At 71.7% G+C, this 24,999-nt stretch carries 28 protein-coding genes; 24 read left to right on the plus strand and 4 right to left on the minus strand.

Translation table 11 applies throughout. From position 1 onward, the window contains the following. The 3 genes from JIAGA_RS34945 to JIAGA_RS0109655 all read right to left on the minus strand — a co-directional run. On the minus strand, positions 1-982 hold a 982-nt coding region (locus JIAGA_RS34945), incomplete at its 3' end, for a DUF222 domain-containing protein (RefSeq protein ID WP_035812332.1). Between the two features lie 326 nt (positions 983-1,308). Further along, positions 1,309-2,157, minus strand: a complete 849-nt coding sequence (locus JIAGA_RS0109650) for an alpha/beta hydrolase (protein ID WP_211239592.1) — start codon at positions 2,155-2,157, stop codon at positions 1,309-1,311. An 8-nt stretch (positions 2,158-2,165) separates the two neighbouring features. After that, positions 2,166-2,798, minus strand: coding sequence for a GNAT family N-acetyltransferase (locus JIAGA_RS0109655; RefSeq protein WP_211239593.1), 633 nt, complete (start codon positions 2,796-2,798; stop codon positions 2,166-2,168). Positions 2,799-2,875: 77 nt separating this feature from the next. Between JIAGA_RS0109655 and ffh the strand changes: the two genes are divergently transcribed. The 18 genes from ffh (at position 2,876) to JIAGA_RS0109745 (ending at position 17,064) form a co-directional block, all read left to right on the plus strand. Further along, positions 2,876-4,495 (plus strand): signal recognition particle protein, encoded by a 1,620-nt coding sequence (ffh, locus tag JIAGA_RS0109660; RefSeq protein WP_026875493.1) that lies wholly within the window; start codon positions 2,876-2,878, stop codon positions 4,493-4,495. Between the two features lie 11 nt (positions 4,496-4,506). Continuing rightward, positions 4,507-5,580 (plus strand): amidohydrolase family protein, encoded by a 1,074-nt coding sequence (locus tag JIAGA_RS0109665; protein ID WP_026875494.1) that lies wholly within the window; start codon positions 4,507-4,509, stop codon positions 5,578-5,580. Between the two features lie 218 nt (positions 5,581-5,798). Continuing rightward, a complete protein-coding gene (locus tag JIAGA_RS28780) occupies positions 5,799-6,389 on the plus strand; it encodes a winged helix-turn-helix domain-containing protein (protein WP_051425918.1) in 591 nt (196 codons plus the stop codon). Next, positions 6,386-7,633 carry an MFS transporter gene (locus tag JIAGA_RS28785; RefSeq protein WP_051425919.1) on the plus strand — a complete coding sequence of 416 codons (1,248 nt, stop codon included), beginning with the start codon at positions 6,386-6,388 and terminating at the stop codon, positions 7,631-7,633. The genes JIAGA_RS28780 and JIAGA_RS28785 overlap by 4 nt, the downstream gene beginning before the upstream one ends. Positions 7,634-7,652: 19 nt before the next feature. Continuing rightward, positions 7,653-7,832, plus strand: a complete 180-nt coding sequence (locus tag JIAGA_RS0109680) for a hypothetical protein (protein ID WP_026875495.1) — start codon at positions 7,653-7,655, stop codon at positions 7,830-7,832. Positions 7,833-8,014: 182 nt separating this feature from the next. After that, entirely contained in the window at positions 8,015-8,584 is a 570-nt protein-coding gene (gene rpsP / locus JIAGA_RS0109685) for a 30S ribosomal protein S16 (RefSeq protein ID WP_026875496.1), read from the plus strand. After that, a complete protein-coding gene (locus JIAGA_RS0109690) occupies positions 8,584-8,820 on the plus strand; it encodes an RNA-binding protein (protein ID WP_026875497.1) in 237 nt (78 codons plus the stop codon). The genes rpsP and JIAGA_RS0109690 overlap by 1 nt, the downstream gene beginning before the upstream one ends. Before the next feature lie 14 nt (positions 8,821-8,834). Continuing rightward, the gene (gene rimM / locus JIAGA_RS0109695; protein ID WP_026875498.1) at positions 8,835-9,341 is read left to right on the plus strand and encodes a ribosome maturation factor RimM; all 507 of its coding nucleotides are present in this window, start codon (positions 8,835-8,837) and stop codon (positions 9,339-9,341) included. 13 nt (positions 9,342-9,354) lie between these two features. Next, positions 9,355-10,146, plus strand: coding sequence for a tRNA (guanosine(37)-N1)-methyltransferase TrmD (gene trmD / locus JIAGA_RS0109700; RefSeq protein WP_026875499.1), 792 nt, complete (start codon positions 9,355-9,357; stop codon positions 10,144-10,146). Positions 10,147-10,270: 124 nt separating this feature from the next. Next, positions 10,271-10,621: a 50S ribosomal protein L19 gene (gene rplS / locus JIAGA_RS0109705; RefSeq protein ID WP_026875500.1), complete on the plus strand. Its 351-nt coding sequence runs from the start codon at positions 10,271-10,273 to the stop codon at positions 10,619-10,621. 138 nt (positions 10,622-10,759) lie between these two features. Next, entirely contained in the window at positions 10,760-11,521 is a 762-nt protein-coding gene (gene lepB / locus JIAGA_RS0109710) for a signal peptidase I (protein WP_026875501.1), read from the plus strand. 39 nt (positions 11,522-11,560) lie between these two features. Then, a complete protein-coding gene (locus tag JIAGA_RS0109715) occupies positions 11,561-12,253 on the plus strand; it encodes a ribonuclease HII (RefSeq protein ID WP_035812337.1) in 693 nt (230 codons plus the stop codon). After that, on the plus strand, positions 12,250-12,558 hold the full coding sequence (locus JIAGA_RS0109720) for a DUF2469 domain-containing protein (RefSeq protein WP_026875503.1): 309 nt from the start codon (positions 12,250-12,252) through the stop codon (positions 12,556-12,558). Before JIAGA_RS0109715 ends, JIAGA_RS0109720 begins: the two co-directional genes overlap by 4 nt. 158 nt (positions 12,559-12,716) lie before the next feature. After that, complete coding sequence (locus JIAGA_RS0109725) at positions 12,717-13,073, plus strand: YraN family protein (RefSeq protein ID WP_026875504.1); 357 nt, start codon at positions 12,717-12,719, stop codon at positions 13,071-13,073. Next, on the plus strand, positions 13,070-14,605 hold the full coding sequence (locus JIAGA_RS0109730; protein ID WP_026875505.1) for a YifB family Mg chelatase-like AAA ATPase: 1,536 nt from the start codon (positions 13,070-13,072) through the stop codon (positions 14,603-14,605). Before JIAGA_RS0109725 ends, JIAGA_RS0109730 begins: the two co-directional genes overlap by 4 nt. Then, positions 14,602-15,732: a DNA-processing protein DprA gene (dprA, locus tag JIAGA_RS28790; protein WP_051425920.1), complete on the plus strand. Its 1,131-nt coding sequence runs from the start codon at positions 14,602-14,604 to the stop codon at positions 15,730-15,732. Before JIAGA_RS0109730 ends, dprA begins: the two co-directional genes overlap by 4 nt. A gap of 118 nt (positions 15,733-15,850) precedes the next feature. Further along, positions 15,851-16,057: a dodecin family protein gene (locus JIAGA_RS0109740; RefSeq protein WP_026875506.1), complete on the plus strand. Its 207-nt coding sequence runs from the start codon at positions 15,851-15,853 to the stop codon at positions 16,055-16,057. Positions 16,058-16,134: 77 nt separating this feature from the next. Continuing rightward, a complete protein-coding gene (locus JIAGA_RS0109745; RefSeq protein WP_026875507.1) occupies positions 16,135-17,064 on the plus strand; it encodes a tyrosine recombinase XerC in 930 nt (309 codons plus the stop codon). A gap of 8 nt (positions 17,065-17,072) precedes the next feature. Here JIAGA_RS0109745 and JIAGA_RS33770 read toward each other — a convergent pair whose 3' ends face one another. Continuing rightward, positions 17,073-18,023 (minus strand): peptidoglycan DD-metalloendopeptidase family protein, encoded by a 951-nt coding sequence (locus JIAGA_RS33770; RefSeq protein ID WP_084469600.1) that lies wholly within the window; start codon positions 18,021-18,023, stop codon positions 17,073-17,075. 271 nt (positions 18,024-18,294) lie between these two features. On the opposite strand from JIAGA_RS33770, the gene JIAGA_RS0109755 reads away from it, so the two are divergent. The 6 genes from JIAGA_RS0109755 to rpsB all read left to right on the plus strand — a co-directional run bounded on the left by JIAGA_RS0109755 (position 18,295) and on the right by rpsB (position 24,977). Then, on the plus strand, positions 18,295-19,875 hold the full coding sequence (locus tag JIAGA_RS0109755) for an ABC transporter substrate-binding protein (protein WP_026875508.1): 1,581 nt from the start codon (positions 18,295-18,297) through the stop codon (positions 19,873-19,875). Further along, positions 19,872-20,825: an ABC transporter permease gene (locus JIAGA_RS0109760; RefSeq protein WP_026875509.1), complete on the plus strand. Its 954-nt coding sequence runs from the start codon at positions 19,872-19,874 to the stop codon at positions 20,823-20,825. Before JIAGA_RS0109755 ends, JIAGA_RS0109760 begins: the two co-directional genes overlap by 4 nt. Beyond that, the gene (locus JIAGA_RS0109765; protein WP_026875510.1) at positions 20,822-21,685 is read left to right on the plus strand and encodes an ABC transporter permease; all 864 of its coding nucleotides are present in this window, start codon (positions 20,822-20,824) and stop codon (positions 21,683-21,685) included. Before JIAGA_RS0109760 ends, JIAGA_RS0109765 begins: the two co-directional genes overlap by 4 nt. After that, positions 21,682-22,692 (plus strand): ABC transporter ATP-binding protein, encoded by a 1,011-nt coding sequence (locus tag JIAGA_RS0109770; RefSeq protein ID WP_026875511.1) that lies wholly within the window; start codon positions 21,682-21,684, stop codon positions 22,690-22,692. Before JIAGA_RS0109765 ends, JIAGA_RS0109770 begins: the two co-directional genes overlap by 4 nt. Next, a complete protein-coding gene (locus JIAGA_RS0109775; RefSeq protein ID WP_026875512.1) occupies positions 22,689-23,645 on the plus strand; it encodes an ABC transporter ATP-binding protein in 957 nt (318 codons plus the stop codon). Before JIAGA_RS0109770 ends, JIAGA_RS0109775 begins: the two co-directional genes overlap by 4 nt. 333 nt (positions 23,646-23,978) lie before the next feature. Continuing rightward, the gene (gene rpsB / locus JIAGA_RS0109780) at positions 23,979-24,977 is read left to right on the plus strand and encodes a 30S ribosomal protein S2 (RefSeq protein WP_026875513.1); all 999 of its coding nucleotides are present in this window, start codon (positions 23,979-23,981) and stop codon (positions 24,975-24,977) included. Positions 24,978-24,999: the final 22 nt, after the last annotated feature.

A 24,999-nucleotide genomic window follows, 5' to 3' on the forward strand; every position in this document is an offset into this window, starting at 1 on the left:
GGCTGCCGCGCGTGTCGGCGTGGCTGGTGCCGCAGCTGTCGCTGGTGCCAGCGTGATTGCCGCCGGTGCCGGTGCCGTCGCGGGGGCTTGTGCAGGTGGGGTGGCAGCAGCCGAGGTGGCCGAGGGTGAGGGCGGTCCAGCCCAGGCCGGTGAGGGTGTCGAAGCGGAGTTGGTCCAGGGTGCGCCGGTCGCCGTGTTTGCGGGCGCGGGTGCGGGCGTGGTGGGCGGCGGCGTCGATGGCGGTCCAGAGGGCGGTGAGGTCTTCGGCGGGCCCGTAGAGGTAGAGCTGGGCCATGCCGTCGTCTCCGCCCGGCGATGCGGGCTCGGGTCGCTGGACCCGGCGCCGGTCGGTGGCGTCGCGGTGGCGTTGTTCGGCGCCGGTGGGGTCGGCGGCGATGACCGCGCGGCGTAGGGCGGTGTCGAGGGCGGTGCGGGTTTTGTGTTCGGCGACGGGGAGGACGGCGGCTTCGACGCTGCGGCGGGTGTCGGGGTTGGGCAGGCAGCGGGTGCGCTCGGTGATCAGTCGCGCCTTGTCCGCGTCGATCCGTCCGGCGGTCAGCGCGTCCAGGGTGGCGGGCAGTTCCTCGGTCAGCTCGACCGCGGTGGCGACGCGGTGGGCAGCGCGTCCGGGGGACCAGGCCAGGGTGAGGGAGACCTCGCTGCCGGCGGCTTGCACGGCGCGGTGCTCGTGCGTTCCCCCGGCGGTGTCGGGGTAGGTGCAGTGCTGGTATTCGGGTTGGGCGGCCAGCGCGGCGAACACGGCGAGCTGGCGGGCCTCGGTGTGGGCTTTGAGGCGTTCCCAGGCTTGCGCGAGCAGGATCAGGTCGCGCGCGGACAGCTTGGCGGGATCGATGCCGGCCAGCGCCACGGCCAGCTCTGGCCCGGGCGACAGACACGCCAGCCGGGCCACCTCGTCGCCGTCGCCGAGGTTGCTGTCGTCGCCATGGTTGTCTTCGTGGCTCGCGGGTGTTTGGACGGACACGGCGGCTCACCCCACTCGTTGCGGATCGGTCGTGGAAGCGCTCGACGTGTGAGCGCGCCACCCGCATTGACCGACCGGCTGGGGCGGACGACCACCTCACCACCCGGTGGGTGACCGTGAAAAGACCTGACATCCCGCGAGGGACGCCCGTCTCAAACAGCTGACGCCAATATATCGAACCTCCGTTCGAAGCGCAATGCGACGGTCATCGACCTGAAACTGCTGGCGCCGGCCACCAGGCATCAGGCGGACGATGGCCATCAGTGCCGCTGGTCGGGCGGCGAAACTGGATCGATACGTCGGACGAGGGTCATCGGGCCCAACCGTCAATCGGCGCGGCCACCGTCCACCAGGTGAGCGACGGCCGTCAGCACCGCCGGCCAGGCGGCCGAGGCCGGATCGATGAGCGCGAAGTGCTCGACGCCGGGAAGCTCCACCAGCCGGGTGCGGGGCCCAGCCGCCGTGGCGTACCGGCGGCTGAACGCGTGCGGGACCTGGCGGTCGGCGGTGCCGTGCACGAGCACCGTCGGCACGCCGACCGGGGTGAGGCGCAGCGGGTCGGCGACGGCGTAGCGTTCCGGCTGGTCGACGGGCCCGCCACCGATCAGCGTGCGGGCGGCGCCGTCGTCGAGGTCGAGCTCGGCCGCTGTGGTGAGGTCGAGCACCCCGGCCAGCGACACCACCCCCGCCACCGCCGGTGCCGGCGCCGGCAGCCGCCACGGCGAGCCCGCGGGCAGCCGGTGCCGCGAGGCGGCCCACACCGCAAGGTGCCCACCCGCCGAATGCCCCACCAGCACCGCCCGCGGCGGCGCCGAACCAGCCGGGCGGCCGGAGCGCCGCGCGGCCGCACCGACCTGCCCCGGCACGGTGTCGACCGCCAGCGCCACGTCGTCGAAGGTGGCCGGCCAGCCGCCGCCCGCACCGACCCGCCGGTACTCGATGGACACCACCACGTACCCAGCCGCCGCCAGCGCGGCACACTGCGGCCGGGCATGGCGGCGGTCGTACTCCGCGCGCCAGAAGCCACCGTGCATGACGAGCAGCATCGCGGTGCGCGGCCGGGCGTCGTCGCCCACGGGAAGCCACACGTCGGCCACGTGGTCGGGCAGTGGCCCGTAGGTGACGGTGAGATCGGGCGAATGCGCCGCCCGGCTGTGGACGTCGCGACCGGACATGCCGCTGCTCATTCGCTCAGCGACCGGCGCATGATCCAGCGTGGCCGCTTGCCGCTGGTGGCGTCGGTGGGTGCGAACCGTTCGAACCCGGAGCGCTCGAACATGGCGGTGGTGCCCACATAGGCCAGCGACGTGCTGATGCGCGTGCCGCCGGACTCGACCGGGTAGCCCTCGATCGCGGGTGCGCCATGCCCGCGCGCGAAGGCCACGGTCTCGTCCAGCAGCTCCTGCGCGATGCCCCGGCCCCGGTGTCCGCTGCGCACGACGAAGCACACGACGGACCAGACCGGGACGTCGTCGACCGGGCGGATGGTGGTGGAACGCAGCAGCCGGCCCATGGAGGCACGGGGCCCGACGTTGCACCAGCCGACCGGATCGTCGTCGAGGTAGGCGAGCAGCCCCGGCGGCGGGCCGTCGGCCACCAGGGCGTGCAGCCGGGCCTCGCGCTCGGCACCCGCCGTCCGGCCGAACTCGCCGGACGGCAGCCGCCAGGCCAGGCACCAGCACGCCTCGGAGCCACCGCTGCGCGGTACCAGGATGGAGCGCAGATCCTCCCAACGTTCCGGCGTGGCGGGGTGCACGGCGAGCTGCGGCGCCGGCGTCGATGGCGAGCTCGTGACCATGCCAGCAGTCTGGCTCATGTCACCGACAATGTCGGCGCGTTACCCTTGCCATGAACCCCGAACTCCGCCGACGACCTCCGAGGACTCCTGCCGACGTGTTCGCCACCCTCACCGACCGCCTCACCGCGACGTTCAAGACCCTGCGCGGCAAGGGGCGCCTCTCCGACGCCGACATCGATGCCACCGCACGCGAGATCCGTGTTGCGCTGCTGGAGGCCGACGTCGCGCTGCCGGTGGTCAAGGACTTCATCGCGGCGGTGAAGGAACGCGCCCGCGCTGCCGAGGTCTCCCAGGCGCTCAACCCCGCGCAGCAGGTCATCAAGATCGTCAACGACGAGCTGGTACGCATCCTGGGCGGGGAGACCCGCCGGCTGCGCTTCGCCAAGCAACCGCCGACGGTCATCATGCTGGCCGGTCTGCAAGGTGCCGGTAAGACGACGCTCGCCGGCAAGCTCGCGCTCTGGCTGAAGAACCAGGGCAAGCAGCCGCTGCTGGTCGCCGCCGACCTGCAGCGCCCCAACGCCGTCACCCAGCTGCAGGTGGTGGCCGAGCGGGCTGGTGTGGGTGTCTGGGCGCCGGAGCCGGGCAACGGCGTGGGCGACCCGGTGGCCGTCGCGAAGTCCAGCATCGAGCACGCCGCCAGCAAGCTGTACGACGTCGTCGTCGTCGACACCGCCGGCCGGCTGGGCGTCGACGAGGAGATGATGCGGCAGGCCGCCGACATCCGCGACGTCGTCAAACCGGACGAGACGCTGTTCGTCGTCGACGCCATGATCGGCCAGGACGCCGTCAACACCGCCACCGCGTTCCTCGACGGGGTCGGGTTCGACGGCGTCGTACTCACCAAGCTCGACGGCGACGCCCGCGGTGGCGCCGCGCTGTCGGTCGCCTCCGTCACCGGTCGGCCGGTCATGTTCGCCTCGTCGGGGGAGAAGCTGACCGACTTCGACGTCTTCCATCCCGAGCGGATGGCCTCGCGCATCCTCGACCTCGGCGACATGCTGACCCTGATCGAGTCGGCCGAGCAGGCATTCGACGCCGAACAGGCCGAGCAGATGGCCCGCAAGCTGCAGGCCAAGGGCGGCAAGGACTTCACCTTCGACGACTTCCTGCAGCAGATGCAGGCGATCAAGAAGATGGGCTCGTTCAAGAGCCTGCTCGGCATGCTGCCCGGCGCCGGCCAGATGCGGGAGGCCCTGGACGCCTTCGACGAGCGGGAGCTCGACCGCGTCCAGGCGATCATCCACTCGATGACGCCGGCCGAGCGGGAGAACCCGAAGATCATCAACGGGTCGCGCCGGGCTCGCATCGCCCGCGGTTCGGGTCGCGAGGTCAGCGAGATCAACCAGCTCGTCGAGCGGTTCTTCATGGCCCGCGACATGATGAGCCAGGCCGCCCGGGGCAAGCTCGGCGGGCTCGGTGGCATGCCCGGAATGCCTGGCATGGCCGGCGGCGTGCCCGGGATGCCGGGGATGCCAGGTATGGGGGGCAAGAAGAGCAAGGGCCGGCAGCCCAAGCAGGGCAAGAAGGGCAAGCGTGGCGCACGCTCGGGCAACCCGGCCAAGCGCGCCGCCCAGCTCGCCGCTGCCGACGAACGCCGTGCCCAGGAGCCTCAGGCGGGTCAGTTGCCGTCCGCGTTCGGCGGCGATGCGCCGTCGCCCGACGGCAACTTCGAGTTGCCCGACGACGTCGCCGAGTTCCTGAAGAAGCGGTGACGGCGACGACGATGTCGCTGCATGTCCGTGGCGTGGTGTTGCCCGACGGGGAGTACCGCGACCTGTGGGTGCGCGACGGCGTCGTGACCTACGAGTCGGTGCCCGGCGCCGAGACCGTCGCCACCGGGTGGGTCCTGCCCGGCCTGGTCGACCTGCACTGTCACGTCGGCATCGCGGCGGGCGGCGCCGTACCCGACGACGTCGCCGAGGAACAGGCGCTCACTGACCGCGACACCGGCGTGCTGCTGCTCCGCGACGCCGGGTCGGCCGCCGACACCCGCTGGATCGACCAGCGCGACGACCTCCCGCGGATCATCCGCGCCGGCCGCCACATCGCCCGCACCAAACGCTACCTGCGCAACTACGGCTGGGAGATCGAGCCGGACGAGCTGGTTGCCTACGTGGAGCAGGAGGCCCGCCGCGGCGACGGCTGGGTGAAGCTGGTCGGCGACTGGATCGACCGTGAGACGGGTGATCTCGGCCCCTGCTGGCCGCGCGAGGCACTGGACGCCGCGATCGCCCGCGCGCACCAGCTGGGCGCCCGCGTTACCGCGCACGTGTTCGGCGAGGACGCGCTACCGGACCTCCTCGACGCCGGGATCGACGGCATCGAGCACGGCACGGGGCTGTCCCCGGACCTCATCGCGCAGATGGCAGCGCGTGGGGTGTCGCTGGTCCCGACGCTGGTCTGCATCGGGAAGTTCCCCGAGTTCGCCGACCAGGGTGCACCGAAATTCCCCGCCTACGCTGCCCACATGCGCGCCCTGCACGAGCGGCGCCACCAGAACGTCCGCGACGCCTACGACGCCGGCGTCCCGGTGTTCGCCGGCACCGACGCCGGTGGGCAACTGCCGCACGGCCTCATCGCGCACGAGGTCCTGGAGCTGGTGGCGGCCGGCATCCCGGCAGCGGACGCGGTGGCCGCCGCGTCCTGGAAGGCCCGGGCCTATCTGCTCGGCGGCAGCGGACTGCTGCGCGAGGGCGCTGCCGCCGACCTGTGCGTCTACGCCGCGGATCCCCGCGTCGAGCCGGAGACCCTGCTGGATCCGGTCCGCATCGTGCTGCGCGGCCGCGTGGTGCGCTGAGCGGCTGCGCGCGCGTTCGGGTCTCGCGGCCACGTGGCGGCTGACCGCCCGGTCGGGGCATGCGCGCAAGGAATTCGAGTACGAGCCCATCCTGCGGCTCGGGCGGTCGATTCCTGTCCGTGTGCTGGCCCGCGCCTACTCAGCCCGCTGGTCGCCGCCGGGAAAAGATCCTCAAGAACTCTTGCTAAAGACATCTTTAGCAAGATAGCTTTATCGTCATGGTGGACGGTGACCCGAGGATCAGCGACCCGCAGCGCGTGCGTGCGATGGCCCACCCCCTGCGGCTGCGGCTGCTCGACCTGCTCGGCATGGAGCCTGAGCTCACCGCGACCGAGTGCGCCGAGCGCACCGGCGAAAGTGTCGCCAGCTGCTCCTTCCACCTGCGCATGCTCGCCAAGTACAGGTACATCGAGCCGGGAGAGCCACGCGGTCGCGAGAAGCCGTGGCGGCTGCTGAGCCGGGAGCGCACCATCGTGCCCGACTTCGACGATCCGGACTCGGTCCGCGAGGTGTCGGCGTTCGCTGAGCTCGTCGTCGATCGGGAGGCCGACCGGCTGCGGCGCTGGCTTGCGGCGGGAGCGTCCGAGCCGGAGGAGTGGGCCAGCGCGGGTACCGTCAACACGTCGTCGTTCTGGCTGACCGCGGCCGAGATGAGAGAGGTGAGCGACACGCTCACCGAGCTGAACAGCCGGCTGGCCGAGCGTTTCGCCGCGCGCCGCGACCACCCCGCACGTCGCCCCGACGGCGCGCGCTTCGTCCACGTCTTCTCCGCCACCAGTGCCGAGTCCATCGACAGCGAGGAAGCATGAGCGCGCTACGGCGGCCGGCCTTCCGTCGCCTCACCGTCGCCTGGACCTTCAGCAATGCCGGCGACAGCGCGCTGTTCCTCACCGCAGCCATGTGGGCGAAGGACCTGACCGGCAGCAACGCCGCAGCTGGCATGGTGTTCCTCGCGCTCGGGCTGCCGGTGTTCCTGGCGCCGCTGGCCGGTCAGTTGGCTGACCGGATGTCTCGCCGCCGGCTGGTCGTGATCGTGAACCTGGTCGCCGCACTGGGTGTGCTGAGCCTGCTCGCCGTCGAATCCGCCGACGAGATGTGGCTGCTCTACGTCGTCATCTTCGGTTACGGGTGTGTCGGGTACGTCACCAGCGCGGCACAGTCCGGGCTGCTGCGGGACCTGCTCGACGACGGCGAGCTGGCCGGCGCGAACGGGCTGCTCAGCAGTATCGACCAAGGGCTCCGGCTACTGACGCCGCTGGCCGGGGCCGGCCTCTATGCGTGGTTCGGCGGAGGAGCGGTGGCCGTGCTGACGTCGGCGATGCTGCTGCTCGCCGCGTTGATGCTGCTGACCGTCCGGGTGCGTGAAACGCCACCGGCCGGGCGCAGCGAGCGGGACGGCTTCGTACGAGAGCTGACCGCAGGGGTGCGGCACATCCGGACCGTCCCGGCGCTCGGGCAGCTGGTCGTGGTCGTGAGCATCGCCTTCGCCCTGACCGGCCTGGCCAACTCGACGATGTTCGCCGTCGTCGACGAGGGTCTCGGCCTGGGCAGCGAGTTCTTCGGCGTGTTCGCCAGCATCCAGGGCGGTGGGTCGATCATCGCGGGACTGACCGTGGCGGTCCTCATCCGGCGGCTCGGGGAGCGCGCCACCACCGGAATCGGGCTCGGCTGCCTCGCGGCCGGCATGGCTGGTGGGCTGACCACGTCGGTCGCCGTCGTCAGCGCCGGGTCGGCCGTGGCCGGGCTGGGTGTGGTCTGGATGGTCGTCGGCCTGGTGACGCTGCGCCAGCGGCTCACCCCGGCCCGGCTGCAGGGGCGGGTCTCCGCGGCGACGAATCTCGCGCTCAACGGTCCGCAGGTGGCCGGCACCGCGGCCGGTGCCGCTCTGATCGCCGCGGTCGACTACCGCGTCCTGGTGGCCGTGATGGTCGGCACCATCCTCCTCTGCGCCGTGCTGGCGCTGCTGCGCCGCACTGCCGAACTGCCCGAACCGTCCGACCAGGCCGCGGCGGCCGACGCCGACGACCAGGCCGCCGAGACCGTCAACAGCTGAGACCGCAGGAGGTCGCATCATGCACCCGATCAACGACGCCGATCGCTTCCACCGCGAGCGCTCGGCCCGATTGCGGCACGAGTTCCTGGTCGCCCGGATGCGCCGGGCGCGCCGCTCGAAGCGGTGGGCCGAGCGCTCGGCGCGGCTGGCCTCGGTGCTGGCCCGGCGCGCTCAGACGCAGCGCGTCCGGGCGTGCTGACCGCGCGCTGGTCGCACGACTTGGGTCCGGCGGCCGCAATCTGGCACAATGGCCTGCTGAACCGGCGATCGCGTGGCCCTCTCACCCGCGAGCACCGGATCCATCGAACCGTCGTGACCGGCGCCCCACCCGGGTGACGGCGGCTCACCCGTGCGTCACCACTCCAAGGAGACTCCACCCCAGTGGCTGTCAAGATCAAGCTGAAGCGAATGGGCAAGATCCGTTCGCCGCACTATCGCATCATCGTCGCCGACGCGCGTACCAAGCGCGACGGCCGGGCCATCGAGGAGATCGGCCTGTACAACCCGAAGCTCGAGCCGAGCCTCATCCAGGTCGACTCCGAGCGGGCGCAGTACTGGCTGGGCGTCGGCGCCCAGCCGACCGAGCCGGTCCTGGCCATCCTCAAGGTCACCGGCGACTGGCAGAAGCACAAGGGCCTGCCCGGTGCCGAGGGCACGCTGAAGGTCGCCGAGCCGAAGGCCGAGAAGCGCGCCGCCTTCGACGCCGCTCTGGCAGAGGTGCACGGCGAGCCCAAGTCCGAGGCCACCACGGCGAAGAAGAAGCCGGCCAAGAAGTCCGCCGCCAAGGCTGACGACAAGAAGGCCGACGACAAGAAGGCCGACGACAAGAAGGCCGACGAGGCCGTCGAGGAGACCCCGGCGGCTGAGTCGACCGAGGCCAAGGCGGACGAGGCGGTGGAGGCCAAGGCCGACGACGCCAAGGCCGACGAGGCGAGCACGGACGCGTCCTGATGCTCGCCGAGGCACTGGAGCACCTGGTCGCTGGCGTCGTCGATCACCCCGACGACGTCAGCGTCCGCACCCGCCAGCTGCGGCGCGGCCGGCTGCTCGAGGTGCGTGTCCATCCTGACGATCTCGGCAAGGTCATCGGCCGCGGTGGTCGCACGGCCACGTCGTTCCGCACCGTTGTCTCGGCGCTGTCCGACAGCGGTGTGCGCATCGACTTCGTCGACATCGACGGACGCTGACCGCCCGATTCGCGATGATCGTCACGGTCGGGCGGATCGGGCGCGCGCACGGCGTCCGCGGCGAGGTGACCGTCGAGGTGCGTACCGACAGCCCTGACGAGCGCTTCGCCGACGGCGCCGTGCTGACCACCGAGCCGGCCGCAGCCGGTCCACTGACCGTGGTGGCGTCGCGGTGGCACAGCGGGCGGTTGTTGGTGCGCTTCGACGCCGTCACCGACCGAACCGCCGCCGAGCGGATGCGCGGCACGGTGTTACAGGCGGACGTCGCCGACGACGAACAGACCGGTGACCCCGACGAGTTCTTCGACCGTCAGCTCGTCGGGCTGACCGTGGTCACCGTCGGCGGCGACGACGTCGGCACCGTCCGCGAGGTCCTCCACGCGCCCGGCCACGACCTCCTCGCCGTCACCCGGCCCGGGGGCGGCGAGGCGCTGATCCCGTTCGTCACCGAGATCGTGCCCGAGGTCGAGCTCAGCGCGTCGCGGCTCGTGGTCGACCCACCGCCCGGCCTGCTCGAGTGAGGGGCGCGACCACATGAGGATCGACGTCGTCACGATCTTCCCGGACTACCTGACCCCGCTGGACCTCTCGCTGGTCGGCAAGGCCCGGGAAGCCGGCGTCCTCGACGTCCGAGTCCACGATCTGCGTGACTGGACCACCGACCGGCATCGCACCGTCGACGACACCCCGTACGGCGGCGGCGCCGGCATGGTCATGAAGCCCGACGTGTGGGGTGCCGCGCTGGACGCCGTCATCGGTGAAGCGGGAACGGACGCGTCCGAGCGGCCGGCGCGGCTGATCGTGCCGACGCCGTCCGGCCGGCAGTTCACCCAGGAGTTGGCCAACGAGCTGGCCGGTGAATCGCGGCTGGTGTTCGCCTGCGGCCGCTACGAGGGCATCGACGCGCGGTTCGTCGACGACGCCCGTGGCCGCATGCCGGTCACCGAGCTGTCCATCGGCGACTACGTCCTCAACGGGGGCGAGGTCGCCGTGCTCGTCGTCGTCGAGGCCGTCGCGCGGCTGCTGCCCGGCGTCGTGGGCAACCCGGAGTCACTGGTGGAGGAGTCGCACGGGGCCGATGGCCTGCTCGAATACCCCGTCTACACCAAGCCGCCGACGTGGCGCGGGCTCGACGTCCCCGAGGTGCTGCTGTCCGGGCACCACGGCAAGGTCGCCCGGTGGCGGCGCGACGAGGCGCTGCGCCGGACCGCTGAGCGGCGGCCGGACCTCCTCGACCGGCTCGACCCCGACCGGCTCGACCGGCACGACCGCGAGGTCCTCGACGCCGCCGGGTTTCGTGTCCGGCCCCCATCTGTGGCAGACTGATCAGCCGTTGCCCGGTTCGCGGACGCCCCTGCCACAGGGGGAGCGCCGACGCGAAAGCCGGGACCACACCGAAACCCCGATCGCCGTAGGCGACCTGTGGCGCCTGCGAGGAAGCGAACACGACATGCACACGCTCGATGCAGTCGACGCCGCACAGCTGCGCGACAACATCCCGGCCTTTCGCGCCGGTGACAACCTGAAGGTCCACGTCCGGGTCGTCGAGGGCAACCGCTCCCGCGTCCAGATCTTCCAGGGCGTGGTCATCCGCCGCCAGGGCTCGGGCGTGCGTGAGTCCTTCACCGTCCGCAAGGTCAGCTTCGGCGTCGGCGTCGAGCGCACCTTCCCGGTGCACACCCCTGTCATCGAGAAGATCGAGCGGGTCAGCCGCGGCGACGTCCGCCGCGCGAAGCTCTACTACCTGCGCAATCTGCGGGGCAAGGCCGCCAAGATCCGCGAGAAGCGCGAGACGGCCTGACGGTTTTTCGGCAGTACCCGGCGGCGGGCGTGAGCACCGCCGCCGGGTACCGTGCTGCTGGCACGTATTGTTCTCTACGTGCCAGCCGACGCGTTCGACTCTTCTCCGGGCCGGTCCCGGACACCCCAGGGAGATGCCGTGACCGAGGAGAGCCGACCTCGGGGAAGCGACGGCGAACGGCCGCACGGTGACGGCGCCGTACCCGGTTCGGGATCCGCTTCCGACACCGGATCCGCCGGCGCGGCGCGGCGTGGCCTGAGCGCCTTCGTCAAGGAGACCGCCATCGTGGTGGCGCTCTCCCTGATCATCGCCACTGTCGTGCGCATCTTTCTCGTGCAGGCGTTCCTCATTCCCTCCGGGTCGATGGAGGACACCCTGCTCGTCGGCGACCGCGTCCTGGTGTCCAAGATCAGCCTGCACTTCGGCGACATCCACCGCGGCGACGTCGTGGTCTTCGAGGACCCCAACCGCTGGCTGGGCGCGCAGGCGCCGGACGGCGACGGTGGCATCGGTGAAGCGGTCAAGGACGTCTTCGAGTTCGTCGGCGTGCTGCCCGACGACTCCGAGGAACACCTGATCAAGCGCGTGATCGGCCTCGGCGGCGACACCGTGACCTGTTGCGACGACGCGGGGAGCATCACCGTCAACGGGCAGGCCATCGAAGAGTCCGCCTACCTGTACCCGGGCGACTCCCCGTCGCTCAACGAGTTCGAGGTCACCGTGCCCGACGGCGAACTGTTCGTCATGGGCGATCACCGGTCCAACTCCGGCGACTCCCGCATCCACGGCTCGTTCTCCGAGGACCTCGTGGTGGGGCGCGCGTTCGCGGTCGCGTGGCCGCTGTCGCGGTGGGGAGGCGTCGGCAGTGACGGTGCGTTCGACGCTGTCCCCGAGCCCTGAGCCCCACCCCGTCCCGACCGCTCTAGGCTGAGACGTGAGATGACCATTTCCCTCACCCGTCGCCGCATCCCGGTCCGGCGCGACGCCGGGATCTACGCCTACGAGCGCACGCTCGCCCGGTCCGGGTTCACCACGGTCGCCGGCGCGGACGAAGCCGGGCGCGGCGCCTGCGCCGGCCCGCTGGTGGTGGGCGCGGCGGTGCTCAAGCCCGGCAAGCGCGGCGAGATCCCCGGGCTGGCCGATTCCAAGCTGCTGACGCCGGCGGCCCGCGAGCGCGCGTACGACGAGGTGGTCGCCCGTGCGCTCGCCTGGTCGGTCGTCATCGTCCCGCCCGACGAGGTCGACCGCGTCGGCCTGCACCGCTCCAACATCGTGGCGATGCGCCGGGCCCTCGCGCGGCTGGAGCTCACCCCCAGCTACGTGCTCACCGACGGCTTCCCGGTCAGCGGTCTGGGCGTGCCGGGCCTGGCGATGTGGAAAGGCGACCAAGTGGCCGCCTGCATCGCCGCGGCATCGGTGATCGCCAAGGTCACCCGCGACCGCATCATGTGCGAGTTGCACGAACGCTGGCCGCACTACGGCTTCGACGCCCACAAGGGCTATGTCACCGACGACCATCAGCAGGCCCTCGCCACGCACGGCCCGAGCCCGGTTCACCGTCGCTCGTACGCCAACGTCGCGCGCGTGGTATCCCTGGGAGACGAAGGCTTGAGAGGGGACCCCGACCTATGAGTGCTGAGGATCTCGAGAAGTACGAGACCGAGATGGAGCTCTCGCTGTACCGCGAGTACCGCGACGTGGTCGGCCTGTTCTCGTACGTGGTGGAGACGGAGCGACGTTTCTACCTGACCAACAACGTCGACTTCCAGGTCCGCGGCGAGGGCGGCGACGTCTACTTCGAGGTCACCATGAGCGACGCCTGGGTGTGGGACATGTACCGCCCGGCCCGCTTCGTCAAGAACGTGAAGGTCGTGACCTTCAAGGACGTCAACGTCGAAGAGCTCGCCAAGAGCGACTTGGAGATCCCCAAGCCCTGACCCGGGCACGACGGCGACACCGGCGACGAGGCGGCCGGCCCGGTCCTGACCAGGGCCGTCCACAGGCCGCACGGCATCCGGGAGTTGTCCACATTTCGCCGAACCGGCCTTGGATCGGCCCCGCGACCGCGTGAAGCTCGGTCCGGGAGGTGAGGCCGGTGCGGGTCAAGGACAGCATCGGGGCCTACGGCGAGCAGGTCGCCGCCGAGCATCTGGTGCGGGCCGGGTTCGTCGTGGTCGAGCGCAACTGGCGCTGCGACATCGGCGAGGTCGACATCGTCGCCATGGACGGCCCGACGGTCGTGGTCTGCGAGGTGAAGACGCGCAGCGGCCTGGGATTCGGGTCCGGGCTGGAGGCGGTCACCAGGCAGAAGCTGGCGCGTTTGCACCGGCTGGCGGCGCGCTGGCTGGCCGAGAACGGCGCGCGCGGCACGGCGGTGCGCGTCGACGTGGTCGCCGTTCATCGCCGCCGGGTCGGGCCGCCGGTCGTCGTCCATGTGCGGGGTGCGCAGTGACGCGGCTCGCACGGTGCCGCAGCGTGGTGTTGATCGGCGTCCAGGGCACGGTCATCGACATCGACGTGCACATCGGCGGCATGCCCGGGTTCACGTTGGTCGGGCTGCCCGACGCCTCGCTGTACGAGGCGCGGGACCGGGTCCGTGCCGCCGTCATGTCCAGCCAGGAGCCCTGGCCGTTGCAGCGCATCACGGTCAGCCTGTCACCGGCCTCGCTGCCCAAGCGGGGAAGTCACTTCGACCTCGGCGTCGCGGTGGCCATCCTGGCGGCGGCCGAGGAGGTCCCGCTCGGCGGGCTCGACGGCGTGCTGTTCCTCGGCGAGCTGGCGCTGGACGGCCGGCTGCGTGAGGTCCGCGGCGTGCTCCCGGCGGTCCTCGCGGCCGAACGGGCCGGGCTGACCCGGGCCGTCGTGCCGGAGCCGAATGCGGCCGAGGCTCGGCTCATTCCGGGCATGCGGGTGTTCGGCGCCAGGTCGTTGCGTCAGGTGCTGGCGTTCTTGCGCGGCGAGCCCGTGCCCGACGAAGAGCCCGACGACATACAACCGGACGCCTGGGAGGCCATGGACGCGGCCGGCCTCGACCTGGCCGACGTCGCGGGGCAGCACAACGCGAAGCTGGCGGTCGAGATCGCGGCTGCCGGCCACCACCATCTCATGCTCAGCGGACCACCGGGCGCGGGTAAGACCATGCTGGCGCGCCGGCTCCCGTCCCTGCTCCCCGACCTCTCGGTCGACGAGTCGTTGCAGGTCACCTCCATCCATTCGGTGGCCGGCTCGCTTCCGGCGGGGCGGCCGCTGATCGTGCGCCCGCCGTTCGCCGACCCGCACCACACGTCGTCGGCGGCGGCCGTGGTGGGAGGCGGCAGCCGGATCCCCAAACCCGGAGCGGCCAGCCTGGCCCATCGCGGGGTGCTGTTCCTGGACGAGGCACCGGAGTTCTCGCCGCGGGTGCTGGATTCCCTGCGCCAGCCGCTGGAGAGCGGTGAGATCGTGCTGGCCCGCACCGGCGCCACCGCGGTCTTCCCGGCGCGGTTCCTGCTGGTGCTGGCGCAGAACCCGTGCTCGTGCGGCAACTTCGGCAGCACCGCGCAGGAGTGCACGTGTAGTCCCGAGTCGGTGCGCCGTTACGGCCAGCGGCTCTCCGGTCCGGTGCGCGACCGCGTCGACATGCAGGTTCGTGTCGACGCGCCGAGCATCGCCGACCTCGATGCCGCGGTCGAGTCGGCCGAGCCCAGCAAAGCCGTCGCGGACCGGGTGGCCGAGGCGCGGGCACGGCAGGAACGGCGATTGCGCGACACCCCGTGGCGGTGCAACGGAGAGCTTCCTGGTCCGTATCTGCGCCGCGAGCTGAAGCTCCCGGCCGCCGCGACGGCACCGGTGTACGACGAGCTGCGCCGCGGGCGGGTCACCATTCGTGGCGCGGACCGTATCCTGCGCGTCGGCTGGACGGTCGGTGACCTGGCCGGACACGACCAACCCACCGCCGAGGACATGAAGACCGCGGTCGACCTGCGGCTGGGGCAGCTGACATGAGCGCGGAGCGGGAGGCGCGAGCGGCGTTGTCGGCCGTGGTGGAACCCGGTGACGAGCGGGTCGCCGAACGGCTCGAGAAGGCCGGTGCGGAAGCGGCCTGGCACGCCGTCAGGGGCGGTGACGACGGCGTCGACCCCACCGGGCTGTTGCGGCGGCGGTCCGAGCACGCCGACGGCGCCGAGATCCTCGAGCGGGCCGAGGGCCTCGGGGTCCGCTACCTCTGCCCGGGCGAGCCCGGCTGGCCGGAGCCCCTGCTGGCGACGGCGGCCACCATGGCGTTCGGCACCGATCGCGTACCGCCACCGTTCGGCCTGTACCTGCGCGGGGAAGCCGACCTGGCCGCGTCGGTGCGCAGCGCGGTCGCCGTGGTCGGCGCCCGCAGCGCCACCCGGTACGGCGAACGGGTCGGGTCGGATCTGGCCGCCGATCTCGCTCTCGCCGGGTGGACGGTGGTGTCCGGCGCGGCGTACGGCATCGACGCGGTCGCACACCGGGGCGCACTGGCCCTGGGCGGCATCACGATCGCGGTTCTGGCCAGCGGCGTCGACGTTCCCTATCCACGTGCGCACGCCGACCTCCTGGATCGGATCGCCGCGAACGGCCTAGTCGTGAGCGAGGTGCCGCCGGGCAGCCGGCCGATGCGCTCGTGGTTCATCGCCCGCAACCGCATCATCGCGGCGCTGACGGCGGGCACGGTGGTCGTCGAGGCTGCCGCCAGGTCCGGAGCGCTGAACACGGCCCGGTGGGCGGACAAGCTGAGCCGCGAGGTGCTGGCCGTGCCGGGGCCGGTCACGTCGTCGCAGTCGGCCGGCTGCCACACGCTGATCCGCGACCGCGGTGCCCGGCTGGTCGCCGACGCCACCGACGTGCTGGACGCGGTCGGCCGGCTCGGTGGGGACGCGGCGCCGCTCCGGCAGAGCGAGACCCGGCCGATCGATCTGCTGCGGCCGGTGCAGCGGCTGGTTCGGGAACGGATGGTGGCCGACGGTCCGTCCAGCGTGGAGATGCTCACACAGGCGACCGGCCTCGACGCCGTCTCGCTCCGGCGAGTGCTGCGGGAGCTGACCATCGCCGGTTGGGTCAGCGAAGTGCCGGGAGGATGGCGGCTCGGTTCCCCCGGCCCATGACGGCAGTCACCTCGTCCGGGCGGTGGCTGGATGACGAAAGACGCCACACGATCCGGCCAGCAGCGGTATCTATGGACGCGACGGCATCGGCCGTCGCGCTTCGGAGAAGGGAACCGCCATGGGTTCGGTGGCACGCATCACCAACATCAGCGCACGGTCGGAAACGAGCTTCGACGACGCGGTTCGGGTGGGAATCGACCGCGCCAACCAGACGCTGCGCAACGTCTCCGGTGCCTGGATCAAGGACCAGAAGATCGAGGTCCGGGACGGTGCGATCGTCGCCTACCAGGTCGCCATGGAGGTGACCTTCGTCCTCGAGGACTAGCCGACCAGCCGGCCGGACGCTCAGCCGGCCAGCGTGGCGCGCCGCGCCGGGTGGCCCGGTGGGCGATGCTGGGATGCATGGACGCGGTGGAGGAGCTGCCCGAGCCGCTCGCGGTGGCCGTGGCGGAATTCGCCCGGCACCTCGAGTCCGAGCGGGACCGGTCCGAACACACCGTGCGCGCCTACCTGGGCGACGTCAGCGGCCTGCTCACACACCTGGCGCGCCACGGCCGCACGGAGGTTCGTCAGCTCGACCTCGCCGTGTTGCGCAGCTGGCTGGCCAGTCTGAGCACCCGCGGCCGTTCCCGCGCGACGCTGGCCCGGCGCGCCTCGGCGGCCCGTACCTTCACCGCATGGGCACACCGGACCGGCCGGCTGGATCAGGACGTCGGCGCGGCACTGGCCTCGCCCAAGGCTCGCCGGGCGCTGCCGGATGTACTGCGCGAGGGGGAGGCCGCGACCCTTCTGGACGCGGCGGCGGACGACGCCGGGGCCGGTGAGCCGGTGGACCTGCGCGATCACGCGCTGTTGGAGTTGCTGTACGCCAGCGGGATCCGGGTCGGTGAGCTGGTCGGGCTCGATGTCGACGATCTCGACGCCGGACGTCGCGTCGTACGCGTCCTGGGCAAGGGCCGCAAGGAACGCACCGTCCCGTACGGCGCACCCGCGGCCGACGCCCTGGACCGGTGGCTGCGCGTCGGGCGGCCACAGCTGGTGAAGCCCGCCGCCGGGCCGGCGCTGTTCGTCGGCGTCCGCGGTGGCCGGCTCGATCAGCGCGCCGCTCGCAGCGTGGTGCACAAGCGCCTGCGAGCGGTACCGGGTGCGCCCGACGTCGGGCCGCACGGCCTGCGGCACACCGCCGCCACTCATCTCCTCGAGGGCGGGGCGGACCTGCGCAGCGTCCAGGAGCTGCTGGGGCACGCCTCGCTGGGTACGACGCAGATCTACACGCACGTGTCGGTCGACCGTCTGCGGAAGGCCTACAAGCAGGCGCACCCACGCGCCTGAGGCACGACCTAGGTGAGCGGACGCCGGCCGGCGGGCAGCCACGGCATCGGGTCGGTGACCCGGCCGCCGGCGTAGACCATGAAATGCAGGTGGCAGCCGGTGGACATGCCGGTGTCGCCGGCCCGGCCGACGGGCCGCCCCGTCGCAAGTGTCTGCCCGGGCGTCACCGACAACGCCGACAGGTGGCTGTACGACGTGCTGACCGGAGTGCCGCGGATGGTTCCGTGGTCCACCGTGACCTGCAGGCCGTACGCGCCGCGGGTGCCGGCATCGGTGACCCGGCCGGCCGCCGCGGCGCGGACAGGTGTCCCGCATGCGGTACCGAAGTCGGTGCCGTCGTGCAGCTTGTAGATGCCGGTGACGGGGTGAACGCGCATGCCGAACGGTGAGGTGACCCGCGGCGACGCCACCGGCCAGCCGAGCCCGGCCGGCGCGGGCGGCCGCGGCGGTGGCGCACCCGACAGCGTCCGATCGTCGAGCGGGAGGAGCCGAACGTCGCCCCCGGCGGCGCCGACCAGGGCGAGCGGGTCGACGTAGCGGTCGCCCTCCCGTGCGCCCCAGTGCAGGCAGATGTCCGGGGCGCAGTGGCTACCCGCTGCCGCGAGGGTCCCGACGGCCTGTCCGGCGATGACCGCATCACCGACCGTGACCGACGCCGTCACGGGCTCGTACGTGGTGCGCACCGTCCCGTGGTCGATCACGACGACGCCGCGCCCGGCGAGTGGGCCCGCGTAGGTGACCCGGCCCGGCCCGGCGGCTCTGACCTCGGCGCCGGCGGTCCCCGCCAGGTCGGTGCCGCGGTGGCCGGCGAGCCACGGACTGTCGGGCGGGTCGAAACCGTGCACGACGGGGGCCGGCCCGGCCGGCGGGCCGATCGGATAGACCCAGCCGGCGGCCGACGCCAGAGCGGTGACGGCAGCGATGAGGGATGCGACGCTGGTGGCGAGGATCGGGTTCATGCCACCGAGGCTCGCCGCCCGTGGCCTCCGGCGCAGCCGCCCGAACCGGATTTGGGGACAACCGGCCATCGCACCGAGGCCTGTGGACAACCACCCCCATCGCCGACACGCCCACGAGCTTGCTCACAGGTAGGTCACGAAATGACAACGAACCCGTGGTCGACCCCGGATCGATTGGACGCACCCACGGGTGAACCCGAAAGGCTCGATGGCGAGACTGCCTGCACAGAACTGACGTGAATCCACGGTGACCGAGGGTATGGGTGACGATATGACGCGAGGACGACGGCGAATGGCGGCCCGGGCCGGTGCGGCCGCTCTCGGTGTGGCGCTGCTGGTCGGTGCGTGTGGCGGCGGCGACGAGGTGGATGTCGACAACCCGGAGGGTGACGGCGCCACCGACGATCCCGGTACCGGCGGCGCAGAGGCCCCTGAAGGCACGCTCGTCGCGGCCATCTCCGCCCAGCCCGACCAGTTCGACCCGCACCGGACGCAGGCGTACGCCAGTTTCCAGGTGCTCGAGAACGTCTACGACACCCTCGTGGTGCCCGACGCCGAGGGCGAGTTCCAGCCCAGCCTGGCCACGGAGTGGACCACGAGCGAGGACGGTCTGACCTGGACCTTCACCCTCCGCGAGGGCGTCACCTTCCACGACGGCAGCCCCTTCGACTCCGCCGACGTCGTCTACTCGTACCGGCGCATCATCGACGAGCAGCTGGCCAACGCCTACCGGTTCGCCAGCGTGGCGGACATCCAGGCACCGGATGCGCAGACCGTCGTCATCACGCTCAGCACCCCGACGCCGGCCCTGCTGGACAACATCGGCGGCTTCAAGGGCATGTCGATCATTCCCGAGGGCGTGGCCGAGACCACCGATCTCGCCACCGCGGCCGTCGGCACCGGGCCGTTCACGCTCGAGGAGACCGGGGCCGGCGGCGTCACGCTTGCCCGTTACGACGGCTACTGGGGTGACCCTGCCACCGTCGACGGCGTCGAATTCCGCTTCGTGAGCGAGCCTGCGGCAGCCCTGACGGCGCTACGCTCCGGCGACATCCACTGGACCGACAACGTCCCGCCGCAGGAGATCGAGGGTCTGGAGGACGACGAGGACGTGGAGCTCGGCGTCACCCCGAGCGTCGACTACTGGTACCTGGCGATGAACCAGACCCGCCCGCCGTTCGACAACCGCGACTTCCGCCGCGGCGTCGCCTACGGCATCGACCGCGACGAGGTCACCGAGGCCGCCTGGTTCGGCGCGGCCACCACCAACCAGACCGCGATCCCGGAGCAGAGCGTCTGGTACCACGAGTACGCGCCGTTCGAGCACGACCCGGACCAGGCCGGCGAACTCATCGAGGCCAACGCCGCCGCCAGCCCGCAGCCGATGGGCCTCATGGTCACCGACGAGTACCCCGAGACCATCCAGGCCGCTCAGGTGATCCAGGCTCAGCTCGCCGAGGTCGGCGTCGAGATCGGCATCGAGCAGGAGGCCTTCGCGACCTGGCTGGACCGGCAGGCGGCCGGGGACTACGACGCGTTCCTGCTCGGCTGGCTGGGCAACCTGGACCCGTTCGGCTTCTACCACGCCCAGCACGTGTGCGAGGGAACGTCGAACTTCCAGGGCTACTGCAACCCGGAGGTCGACGAGCTGCTGAACCAGGCCGCGGCCGAGACCGACCAGGACGCCCGTAAGGCGCTCTACGACCAGGCGGCGGAGCTCATCGTCGACGACGTCAGCTACCTCTACCTGTACAACCCGGACGTCGTGCAGGCCTGGGCGCCGGACCTCGAGGGCTACGAGATCCGTCCGGACAAGGCGATCAACTTCGAGACGGTGAGGCTGCCGGAGTGACCCGGTACGTCCTGCGCCGGCTGCTGCAGTCCGTCGCGGTGCTGTTCGGCGTCAGCGTGCTGGTCTTCGCGATCATGCAGCTGGTGCCGGGCGACCCGATCCAGCTGGCGCTGGGGCAGCAGGCCGACCCGGAGACGTACGCGGCGCTGCGTGAGCGCGCCGGGCTGGACGACCCCGTCGTCGTGCAGTACTTCACCTGGATCGGCGGCGCCCTCACCGGCGATCTCGGGGTCAGCTTCCGCACCGGAGAGACCGTGCTGTCGCTGATCATGGAGCGGGTGCCGGCGACGTTGTCGCTGGCGGGTGCGGCCATCCTGGTCGCGCTGCTCATCGCGATCCCGCTGGGCACAATCTCCGCGCTGCGGCCGCGCAGCCCGGTGGACTGGTTCGCCAGCCTGTCCAGCCAGGCCGGGCTGAGCGTGCCGGACTTCTGGCTCGGCATCCTGCTCATCCTGCTGTTCGCCGGCACGCTGGGCTGGCTGCCGTCGGCGGGCTACACGCCGCTGACGGAGGACCCGGTGGAGTGGGCCCGGCACCTGATCCTGCCGGCCATCACCGCGGGCGTCTCCAGCGGGTCGATTCTCACGCGATTCGTCCGCTCGTCGGTACTGGAGTCGATGGGCCAGGACCACGTCCGCACCGCGCGGGCCAAAGGCATGCGCGCCCGCGACGTGTTGACGTGGCACGTGTTGCGCAACGCGCTCGTGCCGCTGGTGACGGTGGGCGGCGTGCAACTGGCGTACCTGCTGTCCGGCGTGGTGGTCGTGGAGTTCGTCTTCGCCTGGCCCGGCCTCGGCCAACTGGCGTTCCAGGCCGTGCAGTCACGCGACTACCCGGTGCTCCAGGGCGCGGTGCTGCTGTTCGCCGTCATCTTCTTGGTCGTGAACCTCGTGGTGGACCTCGCCTACGCGAGGCTGGATCCGCGCATCACCTACCGGAGCGCACGATGAGGGCCCGCGAGACGCTGTCGCTGCTGTTCCGCAGCCCGATGGCGGTGGCGGCCGGCGTGGTCCTGCTGGTGCTGATCGTCACCGCCCTGCTCGGCGACGTCCTGGCTCCGCACGACGCCCGCGCCACCGACGTGTCCGCCCGGCTGCAGAGCCCGAACGCCGAGCACTGGTTCGGCACCGACGAGCTGGGACGCGACGTGTTCTCACGTGTGCTGCTCGGCGCGGAGGTGTCGCTGCGCGTCGGCGCCGTCGCCGTCGGCATCTCGCTGCTGGCCGGTGTGCTCATCGGCCTGACCGCCGGGTACTACGGCCGCTGGGTCGACGACGTGTTGATGCGGCTGTCGGACGTGCTGTTCGCGTTCCCGGCGATGCTCATGGCCATCGCGGTGCTGGCGATCCTCGGTCCCGGCTCAACCAACGCGATGATCGCGATCGGCATCGTCTACATCCCGATCTTCGCCCGCATCACCAGGGCCAGTGTGCTCAGTGTCCGTGAGGAGGTGTACGTGCGCGCGGCCCGTTCCGCCGGCGCCGGCGACCTTCGCATCATCGGCCGGCACGTGCTGCCGAACGTGACCGCGCCGATCATCGTCCAGACGTCCATCAGCCTCGCCTTCGCGATCCTGTCCGAGGCCGCGCTGAGCTTCGTCGGTCTCGGCACCCAGCCACCGGACCCCTCGTGGGGCCGGATGCTCTCCGAGGGACGCGGCTTCATCGAACAAGCCTGGTGGATGGCCGTCTTCCCGGGGTTGGCGATTTTCCTGACGGTGCTGGCGTTCAACGTCCTCGGCGACGCCCTGCGCGACGTGCTCGACCCGCGGCAGCGATCGGCCATGAGCGGAACGGGGGTGACGCCGTGAGCGAGCCCCTGCTCAGCGTCCGCGACCTGAACGTGACGTTCCGGACCCGCCGCGGCCCGGCCCATGTCGTCAACGGCATCTCGTACGACGTGCACGCCGGCCGCACGCTCGCCGTCGTCGGCGAGTCCGGTTCGGGCAAGAGCGTCAGCTCGCTGGCCCTGCTCGGCCTGCTGCCGGCCGCCGTCGCCGACGTCCGCGGCAGCGCGGTCTTCGCCGGCCGCGAGCTGATCGGCCGCGGCGAGGAGGAGCTGCGTGGTGTGCGCGGCGCCGGCATCGGTGTCGTCTTCCAGGACCCGATGACGTCCCTCAACCCGGTCCTCACCGTGGAGCGGCAGATCGGCGAGGCACTGCGGGCGCACGAGAAGGTGTCGAACGACGGTGTCAGGTCGCGCGCCGCGGAGCTGCTCACCGAGGTGGGCATCCCGGACGCGACGGCCCGGTTGAAGGCCTACCCGCACCAGCTCTCCGGCGGCATGCGCCAGCGCGTCATGATCGCGATCGCGCTGGCCGGCAACCCGCGGGTGCTCATCGCCGACGAGGCGACCACCGCTCTCGATGTCACCGTCCAGGCGCAGATCCTCGAGCTGATCGCCCGGCTGCAGGAGGACCACGGCATGGGCGTCGTCTGGATCACCCACGACCTCGGCGTCGTCGCCGGCATCGCCGACCACGTGGTGGTCATGTACGCGGGCCGGTGCGTCGAGGAAGGCGCCGTCGACGAACTGTTCGACCGGCCCGAGCACCCGTACACGCGCGGCCTGCTCGGCGCGCTGCCGGTGGTCGACGACCCGCGGCCGGCGCGCGAACGCGACGACCTGGTGACCATGCCCGGACTGCCGCCGGACCCCGTCGACCTGCCGCCGGGTTGCGCCTTCCATCCGCGTTGCCCGGTGCGCGCGGACGCCCGATGCGCCACCGAGGTGCCGCCGCTGCTCCAGGTTGAGGGCAGCGCCGCCGCGCACCGCGCCGCGACGTTCTACGCGGGCGTCGGAGGTGACCACGCATGAGCGACGTGCTGGTGCGGGCGTCCGGCCTGCGGGTTCACTTCGGCGACGTCCGTGCCGTCGACGGCGTCGACCTCGAGGTGCGGCGCGGGGAGACCCTCGGCCTGGTGGGGGAGTCCGGGTGCGGGAAGTCCACCCTCGGCAACGCGTTGTTGCGCCTCGTCGAGCCGACCGGCGGGACGGTGGAGTTCGACGGCACCGACGTCACCGCCGCCGGACGGCGGGAGCTGCGGGCGCTGCGCCGGCGGACCGCGATGATCTTCCAGGACCCGTTCGCCTCGCTCGACCCGCGCCGAACGGTCGCGGAGTCGATCGGGGAGCCGCTGGCCATTCACAAGCTGCACCGCGGCCGGGACGCTCGGCGGGCCCGCGTCGGCGAACTGATGGAGCTGGTCGGGCTCGACCCGCGCAACGGGCACCGGTACCCGCACGAGTTCTCCGGCGGCCAGCGGCAGCGGGTGGGCATCGCCCGGGCGCTGGCCGGTGAGCCGGACTTCGTCGTCTGCGACGAGCCGATCGCGTCGCTGGATGTGTCGGTGCAGGCGCAAGTGGTCAACCTGCTGGTGCGGCTGCAACGCGAACTCGGGCTGACCTACCTCTTCGTGTCGCACGACCTCGCCGCCGTACGGCAGGTGGCCGACCGCGTGGCCGTCATGTACCTGGGCCGCGTCGTGGAGATCGGCGACGGCGCCGCCGTGGCGGAGACCCCCGGGCACCCGTACACCGAGGCGCTGGTGTCGGCCGTTCCGGTTCCGGTGCCGTCGCGGGAACGGGGCCGGCAACGCATCGTGCTGCGCGGCGACGTGCCCAGCCCGGCCGACCCGCCGTCGGGCTGCCGGTTCCGGACCCGCTGCCCGAAGGTGTTCGAGCCGTGCCCGGACCACGACCCCGTCCTCCAGCCGACCGGGCCGGCCCAGGAGGCAGCCTGCCACCTGCACGGCGTCACCGACCACTGACCTGGAAATGATCACGTAGAGCATGGGTGCTCCCGCTTCACCAGGAATGCTTGCCCGGTGAAGCGGGAGGACGCCTGGTGGGCGGCCCAGCGCCGGATCGCCGGTGTGGCCTGCACTCGGGTCTCTCCCGTACACTGATCCTTGGCCCAGGTATGCCTGGGTCAAATTCGCGTGCCCTGAGCGCGGACTTCGCCATCGGTCCCGGCGTCCCCACGGACGGCGGGTGGCGCAGTGCCCATGGGCACCAGGCGCGGCGGCCGACCACCGTCGCGATGAACCGGAACAACGCGCCGGGCGGTCACCACGACCGGCGCGAGAGGAGGAGACGAGGCCATGGCCGTCGTCACCATGCGTCAGCTGCTCGAGAGCGGCGTGCACTTCGGGCACCAGACCCGGCGCTGGAACCCGAAGATGAAGAGGTTCATCTTCACCGAGCGCAACGGCATCTACATCATCGACCTGCAGCAGTCGCTGTCCTACATCGACCGCGCCTACGAGTTCGTCAAGGAGACCGTGGCGCACGGCGGGACGGTTCTGTTCGTCGGCACGAAGAAGCAGGCTCAGGAGGCCGTGCGCGAGCAGGCCACCCGGGTGAACATGCCGTTCGTCACCGAGCGCTGGCTCGGCGGCATGCTGACCAACTTCCAGACCGTGAACAAGCGGCTGCAGCGTCTCAAGGAGCTCGAGGAGCTCGACTTCGACGACGTCGCCGGCTCCGGTCTGACGAAGAAGGAGCTTCTCATGCGCAAGCGTGAGAAGGACAAGCTGGAGCGCACCCTCGGTGGTGTGCGCAACATGGCCAAGGTGCCCAGCGCGGTGTGGATCGTCGACACCAAGAAGGAGCACCTGGCCGTCGACGAGGCGCGCAAGCTCGGCATCCCGATCGTCGCCATCCTCGACACCAACTGCGACCCGGACGAGGTCGACTTCCCGATCCCGGGCAACGACGACGCCATCCGCGCGGTCAGCCTGCTGACCCGGGTCGTGGCCGACTCCGTGGCCGACGGTCTGCTCGGCCGTCAGGGTGGGCGTGCCGACGCCGGCGCCGGTGCCGAGCTGGGCTCGGACGAGCCGCTGGCCGAGTGGGAGAAGGAGCTGCTGCAGCAGTCGCAGTCCGAGGTCGCCGAGGCTCCGGCCGAAGCGCCCGCCGCTGCTGAGGCTCCGGCCGCTGAAGCTTCCGCTACCGAGGCTCCGGCCGCTGAAGCTCCCGCTACCGAGGCTCCGGCCGCTGAAGCTCCCGCTACGGAGGCTCCGGCCGCTGAGGCCCCGGCCGAGGCCGAGGCCGACGCCGCCGTCCAGGGCGCGGACGAGCCCGCCACGCAGCAGGCCTGATCCGACGAACGACGCGGTCCCG

Source organism: Jiangella gansuensis DSM 44835 (genome assembly GCF_000515395.1).
Lineage (GTDB): Bacteria > Actinomycetota > Actinomycetes > Jiangellales > Jiangellaceae > Jiangella > Jiangella gansuensis.